The organism is Candidatus Macondimonas diazotrophica, assembly GCF_004684205.1.
Taxonomy (GTDB): domain Bacteria; phylum Pseudomonadota; class Gammaproteobacteria; order UBA5335; family UBA5335; genus Macondimonas; species Macondimonas diazotrophica.
Genome location: NZ_SRIO01000001.1, coordinates 202,433 through 216,212, shown reverse-complemented (window position 1 = coordinate 216,212; position 13,780 = coordinate 202,433). Strand labels below are relative to the sequence as shown.

Below are 13,780 nucleotides of genomic sequence, written 5' to 3'. Positions count from 1 at the left end.
TGTTGGCTTACCGACGTCGCGGCGGCCAGTGCGGTCGTCCGGCCTTTCGACATGCTCAAGAAAAAAGGACTTTTTCCATGGCCCATGACATTCGCTCCGCCAAGCGCCCCAAACCCGACAAGATTCTGGTCGACATGGCCAACTATGTGCTCGACGCCAAGGTCGAGAAGAGCAAGGAGGCGATGCAGACGGCGCGCTACTGCCTCATGGATACCTTGGGGTGCGGTTTGTTGGCGCTCTCGTTTCCGGCATGCACCAAGCTCATGGGCCCGGTCGTTCCGGGTGCCGTCATGCCGGGTGGCGCGCGGGTGCCCGGAACCGCCTATGAACTTGATCCGGTGCAGGCCGCGTTCAATATCGGCTGCATGATTCGGTGGCTGGACTACAACGACACCTGGCTCGCGGCCGAGTGGGGCCACCCCTCGGACAATCTGGGCGGTATCCTGGCACTGGCTGATTACCTGAGCCGGCGCGCCATCGCCCAGGGCGGCGAGCCGCTGCTAATGCGGGATGTGCTGAAGGCAATGATCAAGGCACACGAGATCCAGGGCGTGACCGCGATCGAGAACAGCTTCAACCGTGTCGGCCTGGACCACGTAATGCTGGTGCGTATCGCCACGACCGCAGCTTGTGCGGCGATGCTTGGACTGGAACGCGATGAGGTCATCAACGCCATCTCCCACGCCTGGATCGACGGTTCGGCGCTGCGGACCTACCGGCACGCGCCCAATACGGGGTCGCGCAAGAGCTGGGCGGCGGGTGATGCAACCTCGCGCGGTGTGCGGCTGGCACTGATGGCGGCGACTGGCGAGATGGGTTATCCCTCCGCGCTCACGGCCAAGACGTGGGGCTTTCAGGATGTGCTGTTCAAGGGGAAATCCCTGAGTTACAAGCAGCCTTTCGGCAGCTACGTGATGGAGAATGTACTGTTCAAAATCTCTTTCCCCGCGGAATTCCACGCGCAGACCGCCGTCGAAGCAGCGATTCAGCTGCATCCCCAGGTCCGCGACAAGCTGGAGCGCATCGAGCGCATCGTGATCCAGACCCAGGAGGCCGGGGTACGCATCATCGACAAGACCGGTCCTTTGGACAATCCCGCCGACCGTGACCACTGCATCCAGTACATGGTGGCCGTGCCGCTGATCTTCGGACGCCTCACTGCCGAGGACTATGAGGATGCAGTGGCGCGCGATCCGCGCATCGATGCCTTGCGCAAGAAAATGGACGTGGTGGAAAACACCCAGTTCAGCAAGGACTATCTCGACCCCGAGAAACGCTCGATCGGCAATGCGGTGCAGGTCTTCTTCAACGATGGCACCAAGACCGACAACATGGTGGTCGAGTATCCGGTCGGCCATCGGCGTCGACGCAAGGAAGGCATTCCCCTGCTGGTGGAAAAATTCGAACGCAATCTGGCGACTCGACTTTCCGCGAAACGCTGCCAGCGTATCCAGGACATCTGCGCCAATCAGAAGCAACTCGAAGCGACGCCGGTTCCGGAGTTCGTGGACCTGTTCGTCGTCTAAGCGTCCATCCGAAGCGGGAAGCTCGGTTCCCGCTTCGCCTGCGTCTTGAATCGCCTCCGGTCAGGGCGTCGTGCCGCTACCCGCGCTGTTGCCCAGCACGGTATTGAAGAAGCCGGCGATACTGCTCGGCGACAGCGCCTCTCCGATTACGCCTGCCGCCGCGGATGCGGGGGTGGGTTCTGGCTCGGGCTGGGGTTCAGGATCCGGTTCCGGTGACGAGGGGCCATCGCTGCTGGTACCGTTGGACACGGCCAGCACAATGCCCACCAGTGCGCCGAGTGCCAATGCCCCCTTTGCGCCATTGGAAAGCTGACTGTATTGCGCATAGGTCAGCTCGTTGAAGACGAGCTTTTCGCCACGGTAGAACAACGATGGATCGGTCTCGAGCCTGGTGTCGGTCTGGATATAGGCGAACTCATTCCCGCTGTAAAAGCCCGTCTGGCGCCGATCCTGTACCCGATCGCCCAACACCCATTGGTAGCCGACACTGGCGATGTGGCGGCCATTTTCCAGGCCGCGATGATTCTCCAGGGCAACATGGAGTCGCGGGGTATCGACGCCGGCGGGCCCATCGAATGGGATCTCGAGCGTGGCCATCCAGCGCGGTTGCCCGTTGATGTCGAGCAGGTCTTGGGCGCGCGCCAGAGGCGATAGCGCCAGAGCGGCCAGGCTCATGCCGATACCGCCCAGCAGCATCCATCGGTCGAGATCGGTTCGTTGCAATGATTGGGATCGAAGCCCGTCCCGTGGACGGATTCGGTGTAAATGGTCGCGCATGTGTTGTTCCCCTTGGTGTTGGCGGATCTGTCCAGTGCCCCAGCCAGGCGGCAGGGTTCTGACGTATTAGTCGGCCTTACGCCGGGAAGGCTTGAATCGGGGAAGCAATGGCTAGAAAAGATCCTGCGGATCGACATCGAGCGACCATCGAACGCCCGACCGCTGCGGTAATGTGGAGAGCTGGGGGATCAGCCGATCCAGGTAGTGATGCAACGGCGCGGGGGACGTTGCCATCAGCAACAGTTGGGCGCGGTGCGCCCCGGCTCGGCGCGTCATGGGCGCTGGGACCGGACCCAGGAGATGCACATCGGGCGGGGGTGAGCCGTAGTTCGGAATCTGGGCCAGAAACGCAAGGGCGCGCTCCACGCTCGATGCTTGTGCGCGCAGCAGCGCAAGGCGGCTGAATGGTGGCCAGTTGGCCTGACGACGTTCGTCGAGCAGGGAGCGTGCGAATGCGGCATAGCCCTCGTCGAGCAACTGGCGCAGCCAGGCATGATCGGGTCGGTGCGTCTGAATCCAGGTCGTCCCGCGGCGTGATTCGCGGCCTGCTCGGCCGGCAACCTGGATAACCAGCTGCCCCATGCGTTCACTGGCCCGAAAGTCCGGGCTATAGAGACCTTGATCGACATCGAGGATGGCCACCAGACCGAGATGAGGCAGGTGATGGCCTTTGGCCAGCATCTGGGTGCCAATCAGCAGATTTGCCTCTCCACGGACAGCGGCGTCCAGCAGGCGTTCCAGGCTTCCAGACCGCCGCGTACTGTCCCGATCGATGCGTGCCAGACAGGCATTGGGGAAATGGTGCCGCAACGCTTCCTCGATGCGTGCAGTGCCCATTCCGAGGATGTCCAGGGCCGGCTGGTGGCACTCGGGGCACGCGGCCGGGCTGGCGCGACGAAATCCACAATGATGGCAAATCAACAGATCCTGCCTGCGCGGCTCGCGATGCAGTGTCATGCGGGCGTCGCAATGGGCGCAGCCGGCAATCCAGCCGCAGGCTCGGCAGCGCAGCATCGGGGCGTAGCCGCGTCGGTTCTGGAAGAGCATGGCCTGGCCGCCTTGGGCCAGCTCGCGTTTGATGGCATGCAGCAATGGCGGAGAAAGGCCATCCGCGGCCGGATAGGGCCGCATGTCGATGAGGTGAATTGCCGGAGCCTGGGCCTCGCCGGTCCGCAGGGGCAGCCGCAGGAGGCGGTAATCCCCGCGGTCGGCACGATGGAATGATTCCAGCGAAGGCGTTGCTGAACCCAGGATGATCGGCACGGCATTGTGGCGAGCACGCCATAACGCGAGATCGCGCGCAGAATAGCGCAGACCTTCTTCCTGCTTGTAGGCCACATCATGTTCTTCATCCACGACGATCAGCCCGAGTTCCGGTAAGGGTGTGAATACTGCTGAACGCGTTCCCAGAACGATGCGGGCATGCCGGTCGCGGGCGGCCAGCCAGCCATGGAGTCGCTGGCGCTCGGTTGCGCCGGAGTGCAATGACGCAATCGGGATACCAAAGCGCGCCTGCAAGCGGCGATACAGCTGAGGAATCAAGCCGATTTCAGGGGTGAGGACGAGCGCCTGCCGCCCGGCCTGCAGCGCGCTTTCGAGAGCATGCAGATAGACCTCAGTCTTGCCACTTCCGGTAACCCCTTCCAGAACGACCGGAGCGAAACCGCGCGTCGTCTGTAAGGTGTCTACCGCGTGTTGCTGATCCGGGTTCAGCGTATGTGGCGATTGGGCGAAGACCGGATCGATCACGGGGCGGGGTGGTGCGGGCGCATCCTCGACCCAGCCGCGGTCGACGGCGCGGCGCAATGGCTCGCGATAATTCGGTAGCGCCGTCGCCAGCTGGCCCGAGGACATACCTGTCGGGTGCGCTCGTAACAGGGCAAGCAGCGCCTGCAGGCGCGTACCCCGCACACCGGCATGATCCTGAGCCTGGCCTGCCCTGGTCAATTGCCAATGGGGCATATGCGGAACATCGGCATGTCCGCCACGCCGCAGCGGGGCAGGGATCGCGGTCGCTAGCACTCGACCCAGTGGATGGTGGTAGTAATGTGCGGTCCATTGAATCAATGACACGGTTTCGGAATCGAGCAACGGCTCTGGGTCGAGCACACGTTCACAAGGCCGCAACTGATCAGGGTCGAGGCTCGAGTGGTCGCGTTCGCCGATGACCCACCCGATGACCGCCCGCTTTCCCAGTGGAACCACGACGCGGTGATGAAGCGGAACGGGACCGCGCCAGCCCGCCGCCGGCAAGTAGTCCAAGGACCGGCTGATTCCGGACAGCAAGGCGATTTTCCATACCGATGTCGAAGTCACGGGCATCTGGCTATGCGTCAAGGTCTTGACGAAACTCAATTATCCACACGATCTGTGGATAAACCTGTGGGAAAGGCGTGATGAATGGAGTCAACTTGCTGTTCTACCAACGATTGCGACGAAGTGGTGACAAAGTGACCGATTTGTGAACACATAAAAATCAATGTGTTAGCATGAAATTCCAATGCGTCAATGAATAGCTCGTCCTAGCTGCAGGATCCATATGCAAGAGACCATCGATGTGCATAAGTCAAATGCTCCGGCGCAACTTCGGCACAAAAAAGGCCGGGCGGTCCCGGCCTTTTGACGGGGCAAGCCTCGGCTAGACCTCTTTGATGGTGGCGATCAGCTGGGAGGCCATCTCCTGCCCGTCGCCGTAGAGCATCCGTGTATTGTCGAGCGTGAACAGCGCGTTTTCGATGCCCGAAAAGCCTGTGCCCTTGCCGCGCTTGATGACCAGCACGTTCTTGGCCTGATCGACGTTCAGGATCGGCATGCCGTAGATCGGGCTTTCCGGGTTGGTCCGCGCCATCGGGTTGACCACATCGTTCGCGCCGATGACCAAGGCGACATCCGCCGTCGGGAACTCCGAATTGATTTCCTCGAGGTCGTAGATGATGTCGTAGGGCACCCCCGCTTCGGCCAGCAGCACGTTCATATGTCCTGGCATGCGTCCCGCGACCGGATGGATGGCGAATTTCACGCTCACACCGCGATCGATCAGCAGCTGGCACAGCTCCCAGACCTTGTGCTGGGCTTGGGCCACGGCCATGCCGTACCCGGGCACGATGATGACCTTGTTGGCATAGGCCATCAAGACACCGGCATCGGACGGTTCGATCGGTTTGAGCGTGCCGCCGCTTTCTCCGACGCTGGCCGCCTCGCCGGTTGCTCCGAAATTACTGAACAGCACGTTGGTGATCGGCCGATTCATGGCCTTGGCCATGAGCTGGGTCAGCAGGGTACCGGCCGCGCCGACTACGGTACCGGCGATGATCATCGCTGCATTGTTGAGCACATAACCTTCGAATGCCACGGCCAGACCCGTCAGGGCGTTATAGAGCGAGATCACCACCGGCATATCGGCACCGCCGATCGGTAGGGTCATGCTCACGCCAAGCGCCAGAGCCAGCAAGAAGAACACGGCAATGCAGAATCCACCCGCTTCGCCGCCACTGGCGACGATGTAGACGCCCAGCAGTGCAGTGACCGCAAACAGGCCGAGATTCAGGAGATGCTGGTTGGGGAAGCGCACGGGCTTCTTGATGAGTTCCTGCAGCTTTCCGAAGGCGATCAGGCTACCGCTGAAGGACACGCTTCCGATGATGGCGCCCAGTACGGCGAGGGTAAGCGCCACGCCCCCGTGGTGTTCGCTACCGGCCAGCTCGACAGCGGCAATGGCGCCGGCTGCACCGCCGCCCATGCCGTTGTAGAGCGCGATCATCTGCGGCATATCGGTCATGGCGACGCGCTTGCCCGAAATCCAGGCAGCGCCTCCCCCAATGGCGATGGCCAGCAGCAGGAAGAAATACTTGAAAAAGCCCATCTCGCCCAGATGCGGGTGACCCAGGGTCACGACGGTGGCGACCACCATGCCGATTCCGGCCCACAGGATTCCGCTCTTGGCGGTCTTCGGTGAGGCCATCCGCTTCAGGCCAACGATGAACAACACCGCTGTGGCGAAATAGGCGAGGTTGATGAAAGCGCCGGGACTATTCATGGCTTATTTTTCCCCTTTGCTGCTCTTGAACATATCCAGCATGCGCTCGGTTACGACATAACCGCCCGCTGCGTTGCCGGCGGCCAGGATGACGCCCAGAAAAGCCACCAGTTGTGTGAAAAAGCCTTCAGCCTGGCCAAAGGCCACCATGGCACCGACCAGCACGATGCCGTGGACGAAGTTCGAGCCCGACATCAGCGGGGTATGCAGGATTGCCGGTACGCGGCCGATGATTTCATACCCGGTGAATGCCGCCAGCATGAAAATGTAGAGCGCGGTAAATCCTTCGATCATGGCTTGTCTCCTTCGATCATCTGGCGCGTCGGTTCGTGCTTGATTTCACCGCCATGGGTGACGACGCTGCCGCTCAGGATCTCATCATTCCAATCCAGCGTGATGGCGCCGTCCTTGAGAATCAGGCCCAAAAAGTTCTGCAGGTTCTTGGCGTACATCTCGCTGGCATGCTCGGCCATCGAGCTGGGCACGTTCAGCGGGCCGTGAACCACGACATCGCCCACGGTGATCGTTTCGCCGGGTTGGGTCAGTGCGCAATTGCCACCGGTTTCGGCGGCAAGATCGACGACGACTGCGCCGCTCTTCATGCCCTTGACCATGTCCTCGGTCACGATGCGCGGTGCAGCCCGGCCCGGGATCGCTGCGGTGCAGATCACGACATCGGCGCGAGCGATGTGTTCGGCAAGCAAGGCCTGCTGCTTCTGTTTCTCGTCGTCGGTCAGCTCGCGTGCATAGCCGCCGGCGGCGTCAGCCTTGACATCCAATGCCACGAATTTGGCGCCCAGGGATTCAACCTGTTCCTTGGCGGCGCTGCGCACATCGTAACCTTCCACCTGAGCGCCCAGCCGTTTGGCGGTGGCGATGGCCTGCAATCCAGCCACCCCGGCCCCGATGACCAAAACCTTGGCGGGGCGGATGGTACCCGCTGCCGTGGTCAGCATGGGGAAAAAGCGGCCCAGCAGATTGGCGCCCATCAGCACCGACTTGTAGCCTGCTACCGCGGCCTGGGAAGACAGGGCATCCATCGATTGGGCGCGCGAGATCCGCGGAATCAGCTCGACCGCGAAGGCCGTGACGTTGCGGGACTGTAGCCGCTTGATTTCCTCGGGATGGTTATGGGGTGCCAGAAAACCGATCAATACGGATCCCTCGGGGATCAGGTCGATTTCATCCAGAGTAGGCGGTTGCACCTTGAGGATCACATTGGCGCTATCGAACAGAGCTTGGCTGCCTGCCACCTGTTCGGTTCCCTTGTAGGCGCTGTCGGGGGTTCGGATACCGGCGCCGGCGCCTTGCTCGATGCGCACCGTGGCGCCTTGATCAGCAAGCTTGGCGGCCACGGCGGGCACCAGCGCGACGCGCTGTTCACCGGATCGGATTTCCTTTGGCACGGCAAGGATAATGGGCATGGGTCTCTCCACGGCCGGAATTCGTTTTGATCGCCCCCTGCGCACGCGGACCATCGCCAGGCGGGTCGCTTGCGGGAGACGGGGAAACAATCTCAAATTTTGAGACGACGGGGGATTACATCACCCCTTTGGGGTGGTAGGCAACCGTAAATGTCGAGACAGATAAGCTATTGAGGGTCAAGAATCGACCAGCAATTGATCGAGCATTTCAAGCCGCGCCGCCAGGCTGGAGGCGTCCGGCGCCGTCAGCGTGACATGGCCCAGCTTGCGTCCTGGGCGCGGCGATTTCCCATAATCATGGAAATGGGCCCCGGGGATGGCGAGGACGGCGTCACGATCCGGGAGCGTGCCGATGCAGTTGCGCATGGCGCATTGTTCCCTCAGGTGGGTGTCCCCGAGCGGCAGGTCGGCGATCGCGCGCAGGTGGTTTTCAAACTGGCTGGTCACGGCGCCTTCGATCGTCCAGTGCCCGGAGTTGTGGACGCGGGGCGCGAATTCGTTGGCCACTAGCCCATCCTCGCAATCGAAGAGTTCCAAGGCCAGAACGCCGACATAGTCCAGCCGATCCAGCAGCAACCGGCCATAGCGCTCGGCCTGTGTCTGCAAGGCGGGATGAGAGTCGGCTGGGCGGCTGAGGCGCAGAATGCCCGCATGATGCTGATTTTCCGCCAACGGATAAAAAGATTGATCGCCATTGCGGCCCCGGACGGCGATCAGCGAAAGTTCGCGGCGAAAAGTCACCACGCCTTCGAGAATCAGATCCTGTCCACCGAGCTCATGCCAGGCCGCGCCGCAATCGGCCGCCTTGCGCAGCCAAACCTGTCCTTTCCCGTCATAGCCGAAGCGGCGCGTCTTGAGAATGGCCGGCAGCCCGATGCGGCTCACCGCTGCCTTGAGTTCGGCCAGGCTATCCACGGGCTGGAATGGCGCCGTAGGGATACCCAAGGTGCGAAACAGGGTTTTTTCCCGCAGTCGATCTTGCGAGTGGGCCAAGGCCTGAGGAGACGGATAGACCGGGATCTTTTGCTCCAGATAGCTCGCTGCATCGACCGGGACGTTCTCGAAGTCGAACGTCGCCAGGCTGCATTCCTGGGCCAATTGGTCGAGTGCCGCGTGATCGCTGTAGTCGGCTACCCGCTGCGGCCCCACCATGCTGCCGGGCGCCTCCGGCTGAGGATCCAGAAAGCGGGCGCGGATGCCGAGTGGAATGCCGGCGAGGGCAAGCATCTGGCCGAGTTGACCGGCTCCCAGGATGGCAATGTTCATGGTGCCTGTCGCGGATCGGGCTGTGCCAGCACCCGCTCCCGCTGCGTGGCGCGAAAGCGCTCGATCGCCACGCCGATTTCGGGCGTATGCAGGCCAAGGATGGCCGCCGCCAGCAGTGCCGCATTGATGGCCCCGGCCGTACCGATGGCCAGCGTACCCACCGGAATACCGGCCGGCATCTGAACGATGGACAGGAGGGAATCCAAGCCGTTCAGGGCCCGCGACTGGATGGGCACCCCGAGGACGGGCAGCGTAGTTTTGGCAGCCAGCATGCCCGGTAGATGGGCTGCACCGCCGGCACCGGCAATGATGACTTGAAGTCCGCGGCTGCGTGCGCTTTGTGCATAGTCGAACAGCAGATCCGGCGTACGGTGCGCGGAAACGACACGGGTTTCGTGGGGGATTTGCAGCGTGTCCAACGTCTGGGAGGCTTCCTTGAGCGTTTCCCAGTCCGAATGACTGCCCATGACAAGACCGATCAGCGGATTCATGGCCGCGCATTCTACCTGATCAGGGACAAGAGACCGAATTTACGGCGCTCACGGCCGCCGACTCGATTTGCGCAGAACTTCACCTTCGACGACACGACCCGAGGATCGGGCCGGCATGAAGCGGACAATGCGTCGTGCGATCCAGCCGGCAAGCTGTTTGCGCGAGTCCGGCCAGACCAGCGTGAGTCCCGCCAGATCGCTCAACGGGCCGGGCAGAACGAGCAGCACGCCGGCAATGAAAAGCAGCGCCTTTTCCCAGCTCTCGGTGATCTGAGCCTGATCCATCGTGGCATCCAGGCGCCGTATTGCCCGCAACGCCGGCCGGCCGGCGCGGCGTAGCAACCACAGCCCCAGCAATCCCGTTACCACGATCAGAATTAGAAGAGGCGTCGCCCCCAGACGGACCCCGACCCGGCCGAGCAGAAAAATCTCAGCCAGTGGAATCAGCGCCAGCAACGGCCATACAGGCAGACGGGACATGGAATGGAGACCTCACAGGGAAGCGTTCGGTGCATCGTCGCGTGACCGAAGCCATACTTCTATCAAAGATGGCGTCAGCATAAGAGCATTTCAATGCTCTGGAAAGGTTTCGACGACGAACCGCGTTTTGGCTTGGCCATCTGCACGTGATTGGCTTTTGGCGGCCTTGCTGCTGGGTGGCCTGATCGGTGCCGCTGCCGCTTCAGGCGGGTGGCTCGCCCCGGGTGATGCGTTGTTGGTTGAGTTCGATTTGGGGAGCGGGACCTATCAGGCGCTGACCGGCTGGAGCGCATTGACGCTTGACGCCGGTCCTGCGCGCGAGAACCGGCACGATCGACAGGTGGCGTCGTCCGTGGGCGGTGTTGAGCGTCGGTCCGATCACGATTTCTGGGGTGATCATGGCTTTGGTGGTTGAGCTCAAAGGCCGGGAAGGCGCCTCGGCGGCTGCCATCGGCTTGGTGGTCATCACCTTGGCTATGGCCTGGGTCGTCTTCAATGTACGCTTTGCCTTGCATGATGCGCATCTGTACTACCGTGATGGCGGGCGGAGCCTTCCGGAGGATCACGCGCCCGATGCGCGAGATTTCGCCTGCTTCGCCTTTGTGGTCGGAATGACGTTCCAAGTGTCCGACGTTGCGGTGACGCGGTCCAGCATGCGGCGTCATGTCCTGATCCAGGGTCCGGCGGCGTTGCTGTTCAAGCCGTCATCGTGGCGCTTTCCGCCAACATGGCCGCATGATGGCGTCTCGAGGGGCAAGCGCTGCGGCAATGCGTATCGCCTGCACACGCCTGCTGTTTCCGTATGGCAACAGATGGCCCGTGTGTCGGTCTAACGTCTAAATAAGGAGATGCCGACCTCGCGCCAGGCCGATCGGGCTGGAGGGGCGGCGAAATGGCGGCGAGCCTCGATGTTCGTTCGCTTGTTGATCATCGCGGCGAAGACGGCCAGGTTGTACCGGTCCCAGAAGGACCGTACCGAGTTCCGATCTCCCGCCTGCTTTTCCGATATCGAGGGCACCTCATGGAATCCAAACCGAATCGATTGCATCCACTGGTGGCCGCCGCAGCCGGATCGGTCATCCTTCTGTCCCTTGTGGGCATCGCTGTGTTCATGGGATGGCTCCCGCGATCCGATTCGGCGTCACCGGACACGCCTGATGTGCCGGTTGCAGAGATCGCGTCGCCGGCTCCCACTGCCGAGCCGGAGCCCGCCAAGCCTGCAGTCCGGGCCGAGGCACCTGCCAAACCGCGCAAGACCGCTGAGTCGCGTCCGGCTGCGCCTGCTCCAGTGCCCAAGACTGTGCCCGTTGCAGAAGCGGTGCCCGTGACTCCCCCGGCACCGCCTGTTTGCAGTAATTGCGGCGTGGTGGAATTCGTTCAGACCCACGAGCAGCCGGCAAGCGCTGGTGAAGGCATGATCGGCACTGTCGTGGGCGGTGTGGTCGGTGGTGTATTGGGCAATCAGGTGGGATCCGGCGACGGCAAGAAACTGGCGACAGCGGCCGGCGCTGTCGGCGGCGCACTGGCCGGCCGAAAGATCGAGCAATCACGCCGCGCGCGGCCGGTAACCTATGCTATTGGCGTGCGGTTCGAAGATGGCCGCTTGCAGACCTTTACGCAGGATATTCCCCCGTCGGTATCACCCGGCCAGCGGGTGCGTGTGACGGCGGGGACCGTTTTCCCCGAGTGACACGGGGGCTCCGGCTCCGGTCCACCGATTCCGCCCGCCCGGCCAGCGGGCGGTCGTCGCTTATTCTGCGCTGGCGTTCGGTCCCGGTTGAGTGGCAAACGCCAGTTTCTCGGCGCCGGCCTGTTGCAGGTCTGCGATGACCGTTGCCACGCGTCCATAGGGAACGGCTTGATCGGCCCCGAGCCGGATCACGAGCTCGGGCGTTTCCAGCAGAGCCTCGCGAATCTGTTCGGGCAGGTCTGCCGCGGCGATGGCGCGATGATCGACGTGGACTTCGCCGCTCCGCAGGATCTCGACATCGAGCACCTTGGGCTCGACCAGCGGTTGGGCTTCGGTCTGGGGCAGATCGACGCGGAGCGCCTGGGCGAACAGGGGGGCCATCACAATGAAGATCACCAGCAGAACCAGCATCACGTCCACCAGCGGCGTGACGTTGATTTCAGCCATCGGGGTGTCGGTGTCGGACAGGGCTCGACCAGCCATGGGCAGTGCTCCGGTTCAGGCAAGACAGGGGTTAATGGGCGCGCGCCTCGTCGCGGCTGCGCGCCCGGATTTTCGGGATCGACGCGTCATCTTGCCACATCAGCCCTGGGCCAGCAGTTCGCGCAGGTCGATGATTCCGCCATGCGCCCGGGACAGGTAGGAGGACATCACCAGGGAATGGTTGGCGAGCAGCCCATATCCGCTGCCGTTCAGCACCATGGGACTCTCGAGTGGCTGGAGCGCTTCTTCCAGTTCGCGAATGATCTGGCGCATGCTCTGTTGGGCGTTCTTTCGGGCGAGCACCGCGGCAAAGTCGGTTTCTGCAGCGCGCAGAAACTGCAACAGTGCCCAGCTCGCGCCACGCGCTTCGTAGAACACATCGTCGATCTGCATCCACGGCGTCTGGATGAATTGTTCGGCGGGCCGGTCGGTGGAGCGGCGCGCCTCGCTGTCACCGGCCAGATCGGTGTTCACCCGGACCACGCCGGAGCTGGCGGACAGCCGTTCGGAGAGGTCGCCGAGCCGCTTTTCGACGATGGCCAGGTAATTTCGCAGGTTGTCGGTACGCGCATAGAACTGGGCGTCGGGCTGTTCGGAATCGACAAGGCGGGTGCGGTAACGCTCCAGTGCCCGGATGCCTTGGCGGTACTCGCCTTCCGAAGGCGGGAACAACCAGCTTTCGCTGTCGAAATTGAATTGGGGTTCCGCGATGGCCAGGTCGGGATCCTCGAGCGAATGGGATTGCGACCGGCTGAAATCATTGCGCAGAACGCGCGCCAGATCACGAATCTGAACGAGAACGCCGTATTCCCAGTTGGGAATGTTGTCGAGCCAGATGCCCGGCGGCAGGATGTCATTGCTCAGATAGCCGCCTGGCTTGTCGAGCAGTGTGCTGGCGACATCGATCAAGGCCGTGGTTGTGGTATCGCCGATGATCGCCTGTGGGGCAGCCGGTGCTGTGGCTGGGACCTTGGGTTCCCGTGACCAGAACCAGCCCAGAATCCAGAGCGCGACCAGCAGCACGACCAGCACGCCGGCGAAGCGGACGGCGAGCCGGTGGCGCGGAGTCGGTGAGGGAAGGTTCGAGGCTGGATCGGGTGTCATGGTGATGTGCTCCGTCTCTCGTTTGTTTGTCTCATCCACGCCATCATGGCACGGTGACGCAATCAGATTGAAGTGAAGACTGATCAAGACAGCAAATTGGCCTAGGGGTTCGCCGGCGCCTAAAATGGCGGCTGTTTTTACGGGATGGGAGGGTCGATGAGCGAGGCTGTGTGGGTCGTACTGTGCAACTGCCCCGACCGCCAGACCGCGGGTCGTCTGGCAGAACTGGCCGTCAAAGGTCGTCTGGCAGCCTGCGTCAATCGCCTGTCCGGGGTGGGTTCGGTGTACCGGTGGCAGGGTGCGATCGAGCAGGCGGAGGAATTCACGTTATTATTCAAGACGACGGCGGCCCGCTATCCTGAATTGGAGTCATTTTTGGTGCGCGAACATCCCCATGAAGTGCCGGAGATCATCGCTTGGCCAATTGAGCGGGGCTCAAGCGCTTATCTTGACTGGGTAAGGAGCGAGACCGACGGGGGTGCGCTCGCGTGACCTCACGATCA

The 13,780-nt window shown here is 62.4% G+C and carries 15 protein-coding genes; 5 read left to right on the top strand and 10 right to left on the bottom strand.

All coding sequences use genetic code 11. The features are described 5' to 3' along the window. The first annotated feature begins 77 nt into the window (after positions 1-77). Positions 78-1,526 carry a bifunctional 2-methylcitrate dehydratase/aconitate hydratase gene (locus E4680_RS01100; RefSeq protein WP_135280524.1) on the top strand — a complete coding sequence of 483 codons (1,449 nt, stop codon included), beginning with the start codon at positions 78-80 and terminating at the stop codon, positions 1,524-1,526. A 60-nt stretch (positions 1,527-1,586) separates the two neighbouring features. On the opposite strand, the gene E4680_RS01095 is transcribed toward E4680_RS01100, so the two are convergent. From E4680_RS01095 to E4680_RS01060, 8 genes are all read right to left on the bottom strand, one after another. Next, complete coding sequence (locus tag E4680_RS01095; protein ID WP_135280523.1) at positions 1,587-2,249, bottom strand: hypothetical protein; 663 nt, start codon at positions 2,247-2,249, stop codon at positions 1,587-1,589. Between the two features lie 165 nt (positions 2,250-2,414). Further along, entirely contained in the window at positions 2,415-4,658 is a 2,244-nt protein-coding gene (locus tag E4680_RS01090; protein ID WP_135280522.1) for a primosomal protein N', read from the bottom strand. A 283-nt stretch (positions 4,659-4,941) separates the two neighbouring features. Next, positions 4,942-6,339 carry an NAD(P)(+) transhydrogenase (Re/Si-specific) subunit beta gene (locus tag E4680_RS01085; RefSeq protein WP_135280521.1) on the bottom strand — a complete coding sequence of 466 codons (1,398 nt, stop codon included), beginning with the start codon at positions 6,337-6,339 and terminating at the stop codon, positions 4,942-4,944. A gap of 3 nt (positions 6,340-6,342) precedes the next feature. Then, positions 6,343-6,633: an NAD(P) transhydrogenase subunit alpha part 2 gene (locus tag E4680_RS01080; RefSeq protein WP_135280520.1), complete on the bottom strand. Its 291-nt coding sequence runs from the start codon at positions 6,631-6,633 to the stop codon at positions 6,343-6,345. Further along, a complete protein-coding gene (locus tag E4680_RS01075; protein WP_135280519.1) occupies positions 6,630-7,763 on the bottom strand; it encodes a Re/Si-specific NAD(P)(+) transhydrogenase subunit alpha in 1,134 nt (377 codons plus the stop codon). The genes E4680_RS01080 and E4680_RS01075 overlap by 4 nt, the downstream gene beginning before the upstream one ends. 177 nt (positions 7,764-7,940) lie before the next feature. Continuing rightward, on the bottom strand, positions 7,941-9,029 hold the full coding sequence (locus tag E4680_RS01070) for a 5-(carboxyamino)imidazole ribonucleotide synthase (RefSeq protein WP_135280518.1): 1,089 nt from the start codon (positions 9,027-9,029) through the stop codon (positions 7,941-7,943). After that, entirely contained in the window at positions 9,026-9,520 is a 495-nt protein-coding gene (gene purE, locus E4680_RS01065) for a 5-(carboxyamino)imidazole ribonucleotide mutase (protein ID WP_135280517.1), read from the bottom strand. Before purE ends, E4680_RS01070 begins: the two co-directional genes overlap by 4 nt. Positions 9,521-9,568: 48 nt before the next feature. Continuing rightward, positions 9,569-10,000 (bottom strand): FxsA family protein, encoded by a 432-nt coding sequence (locus E4680_RS01060; RefSeq protein WP_135280516.1) that lies wholly within the window; start codon positions 9,998-10,000, stop codon positions 9,569-9,571. 157 nt (positions 10,001-10,157) lie between these two features. Between E4680_RS01060 and E4680_RS14000 the strand changes: the two genes are divergently transcribed. The 3 genes from E4680_RS14000 (at position 10,158) to E4680_RS14600 (ending at position 11,690) form a co-directional block, all read left to right on the top strand. After that, the gene (locus E4680_RS14000) at positions 10,158-10,415 is read left to right on the top strand and encodes a hypothetical protein (RefSeq protein ID WP_167792314.1); all 258 of its coding nucleotides are present in this window, start codon (positions 10,158-10,160) and stop codon (positions 10,413-10,415) included. Further along, positions 10,399-10,833 carry a DUF1345 domain-containing protein gene (locus E4680_RS01055; protein ID WP_240696063.1) on the top strand — a complete coding sequence of 145 codons (435 nt, stop codon included), beginning with the start codon at positions 10,399-10,401 and terminating at the stop codon, positions 10,831-10,833. Before E4680_RS14000 ends, E4680_RS01055 begins: the two co-directional genes overlap by 17 nt. A 188-nt stretch (positions 10,834-11,021) precedes the next feature. Next, positions 11,022-11,690 (top strand): glycine zipper 2TM domain-containing protein, encoded by a 669-nt coding sequence (locus E4680_RS14600; protein ID WP_167792312.1) that lies wholly within the window; start codon positions 11,022-11,024, stop codon positions 11,688-11,690. 60 nt (positions 11,691-11,750) lie between these two features. Here the strand turns inward: E4680_RS14600 and E4680_RS01045 are convergent, their stop codons facing one another. Then, a complete protein-coding gene (locus E4680_RS01045) occupies positions 11,751-12,173 on the bottom strand; it encodes a biopolymer transporter ExbD (protein ID WP_135280513.1) in 423 nt (140 codons plus the stop codon). Between the two features lie 99 nt (positions 12,174-12,272). Further along, positions 12,273-13,277, bottom strand: coding sequence for a DUF2333 family protein (locus E4680_RS01040; RefSeq protein ID WP_135280512.1), 1,005 nt, complete (start codon positions 13,275-13,277; stop codon positions 12,273-12,275). A 156-nt stretch (positions 13,278-13,433) separates the two neighbouring features. On the opposite strand from E4680_RS01040, the gene cutA reads away from it, so the two are divergent. Then, positions 13,434-13,769, top strand: coding sequence for a divalent-cation tolerance protein CutA (gene cutA, locus E4680_RS01035; RefSeq protein WP_135280511.1), 336 nt, complete (start codon positions 13,434-13,436; stop codon positions 13,767-13,769). Positions 13,770-13,780: the final 11 nt, after the last annotated feature.

Bases quoted from the DNA above. Each gene is read 5' to 3' on its own strand.
- E4680_RS01100 (WP_135280524.1), top strand. From the start codon at position 78: ATGGCCCATGACATTCGCTCCGCCAAGCGCCCCAAACCCGACAAGATT.
- E4680_RS01085 (WP_135280521.1), bottom strand. From the start codon at position 6,339: ATGAATAGTCCCGGCGCTTTCATCAACCTCGCCTATTTCGCCACAGCG.
- E4680_RS01080 (WP_135280520.1), bottom strand. From the start codon at position 6,633: ATGATCGAAGGATTTACCGCGCTCTACATTTTCATGCTGGCGGCATTC.
- E4680_RS01075 (WP_135280519.1), bottom strand. From the start codon at position 7,763: ATGCCCATTATCCTTGCCGTGCCAAAGGAAATCCGATCCGGTGAACAG.
- E4680_RS01070 (WP_135280518.1), bottom strand. From the start codon at position 9,029: ATGAACATTGCCATCCTGGGAGCCGGTCAACTCGGCCAGATGCTTGCC.
- purE (WP_135280517.1), bottom strand. From the start codon at position 9,520: ATGAATCCGCTGATCGGTCTTGTCATGGGCAGTCATTCGGACTGGGAA.
- E4680_RS01060 (WP_135280516.1), bottom strand. From the start codon at position 10,000: ATGTCCCGTCTGCCTGTATGGCCGTTGCTGGCGCTGATTCCACTGGCT.
- E4680_RS01055 (WP_240696063.1), top strand. From the start codon at position 10,399: ATGGCTTTGGTGGTTGAGCTCAAAGGCCGGGAAGGCGCCTCGGCGGCT.
- E4680_RS14600 (WP_167792312.1), top strand. From the start codon at position 11,022: ATGGAATCCAAACCGAATCGATTGCATCCACTGGTGGCCGCCGCAGCC.
- E4680_RS01045 (WP_135280513.1), bottom strand. From the start codon at position 12,173: ATGGCTGGTCGAGCCCTGTCCGACACCGACACCCCGATGGCTGAAATC.
- E4680_RS01040 (WP_135280512.1), bottom strand. From the start codon at position 13,277: ATGACACCCGATCCAGCCTCGAACCTTCCCTCACCGACTCCGCGCCAC.
- cutA (WP_135280511.1), top strand. From the start codon at position 13,434: ATGAGCGAGGCTGTGTGGGTCGTACTGTGCAACTGCCCCGACCGCCAG.